Annotated in this window: 2 pseudogenes; one reads left to right on the top strand and one right to left on the bottom strand. The window is 50.4% G+C overall.

From position 1 onward, the window contains the following. Positions 1-9: 9 nt before the first annotated feature. Positions 10-816: pseudogene (locus tag ACWHAR_RS21770) on the top strand (MFS transporter); the annotation flags it as partial. A 29-nt stretch (positions 817-845) separates the two neighbouring features. Here the strand turns inward: ACWHAR_RS21770 and ACWHAR_RS21765 are convergent. Further along, a pseudogene (locus ACWHAR_RS21765) lies at positions 846-1,296 on the bottom strand (hypothetical protein); the annotation flags it as partial.

Below are 1,296 nucleotides of genomic sequence, written 5' to 3'. Positions count from 1 at the left end.
GGCACATAACGCGGGCTCGCCCAGTCGATTTATCAGGTGGGCGGAAACTCAGGCCAGGCGATGGCGCCGCTGATCACCGCGCTGATTCTTGTGCCGCTCGGGCAATTCGGCGCTGTTTGGTTCACGCTTGTCGCCGCGCTTGCTGTTATGTTTCTCATGTATATCGCGAAATGGTACGCCTCACGTCTCGGCAGCCTTGCCCAGAAATCAGGCAAACAAAAGAAAACGGCTGAAAACACGGCCATCACCAAATCTGTTGTATCTGCTCTTATTATTATTATATTTCTCATTTTTGCTCGTTCTTGGTATACGAGTGCGATCGGTAACTTTTACACGTTTTACGCGATGGATACCTATCACGTAAGCATTCAGCAGGCACAAAGCTATATTTTTGTCTTCTTGCTGTTCGGCGCAATCGGCACGTTTCTCGGCGGCCCGCTTGCAGACCGTTTTGGAAAACGCTTCGTTATCCTCGGTTCGCTGTTATGCTCGGCGCCGCTGGCGATTGTGCTGCCATTTGCCGGCCCGGTTCTCGCCTATGGCGTGCTTGCCTTGATTGGCTTGGTTCTGATGTCGAGCTTTTCTGTAACGGTCGTCTACGCACAGGAGCTAGTTCCTGGAAAAATCGGCACAATGTCCGGTCTAACCGTCGGGCTTGCCTTCGGGATGGGCGCGATCGGCGCTGTGGCGCTGGGCGCTCTGATTGACGCCGCGGGACTGACCCCGACGATGATCGCCATTGCCTTTCTCCCTGTTCTCGGCATCCTTGCCTTCCTATTGCCGAGTGACCAGAAGCTGAGAGAATGGCATAGCTGAAAAAACCCCTGCCAGGCGGCAGGGGTTTTTTAATCCAGCTGGATAAAATGAGTGTCAGGCACTGCATGCTTCGGGATAAAGCCATCCGCAAAGTCCGGAAACGCCGACTGTATTTCATCAATCCATCTTTTCAGATTTAATATATAGGGCATATAAATCATCTCAATTGTCGCTTCGTCTTCAATCCGGTAGTACCAGCAAAGATTAAACTCTTTTTCTGTCACCAGCGTAAACCCAGAGAAATGATAGAAAATCAGCGGCGTTTCATCTATATACACGCGGCCGTCCTTTTGCCCGACCTTATAGTTTTCGATATTCCAAAGCGCTGTATTGGCTCCTATTGATTTGACAACATGAACACCTTTAAACTGCGCCGGCCATTTCTCCACATATCTTTGATCACCGTATGTCTTTCGTTCCGTATCCATTTCGACCGTGCAAAATTCAATACAGTCCTGTCTCCACTGCCACACCGCTTCA

The organism is Bacillus sp. LR--39, from assembly GCF_053613335.1.
Note: the sequence above shows the minus strand (reverse complement) of the source record. Positions and strands in the feature narration are given on the sequence as shown.